Here is a 534-nt window from a genome sequence, read left to right on the forward strand (position 1 = left end):
CACATCAAAGAGCAAACATTGGTATCGATTATCAAGGTATGGATTGGGTAATAGGGCCAAATTACACAGCAGAACAAGCAAGGATCATTTTGCGCCTTGATGATCAGACTCGCTATGTATTACAACCTGAAAAACGCCATTATCCCGTGCGAGTAATGAACATGACTGAACCCGCGATTCTGAGTTTATGGCACGGAGACTATTATCTGACGTTGGGGGATAAAGTTGGCACAAACGCTTATGCGATAAAAGTTCAGTACCGGGCGGGGATTTGGTGGATATGGTCAGGCGGTTTGATAGCGGTGTTTGGCGCACTGACGGCTGTGTATCGCAAAAGAAAGAGGGCCGTGAATGTCACCGAAAACTATGCCTAAACTATTCGGGTTATTTATTGCTGTTGCCGTCTTTTCAGTCGTGGTCGTTGCGGCGTTATCTGACCGCCCCCACGTTGAGCAAGCAAAGGAAAGCACGCTAATGGTTCCAAATTTCAGCGCTGTATCGGTTATCTCTGGAAAAGAGGTCACTCAGGTGTTG

At 46.8% G+C, this 534-nt stretch carries 1 protein-coding gene and 1 pseudogene; both read left to right on the forward strand.

The window, feature by feature from the left end:
* Nucleotides 1–374, forward strand: a 374-nt coding sequence (locus R7R24_RS30020) for a cytochrome c-type biogenesis CcmF C-terminal domain-containing protein (RefSeq protein WP_318120630.1), incomplete at its 5' end; no start/stop codon positions are given.
* A pseudogene (locus tag R7R24_RS30025) lies at nt 352–534 on the forward strand (DsbE family thiol:disulfide interchange protein); the annotation flags it as partial. The gene R7R24_RS30020 and the pseudogene R7R24_RS30025, both read left to right, overlap by 23 nt.

Source organism: Vibrio sp. 704 (genome assembly GCF_033339295.1).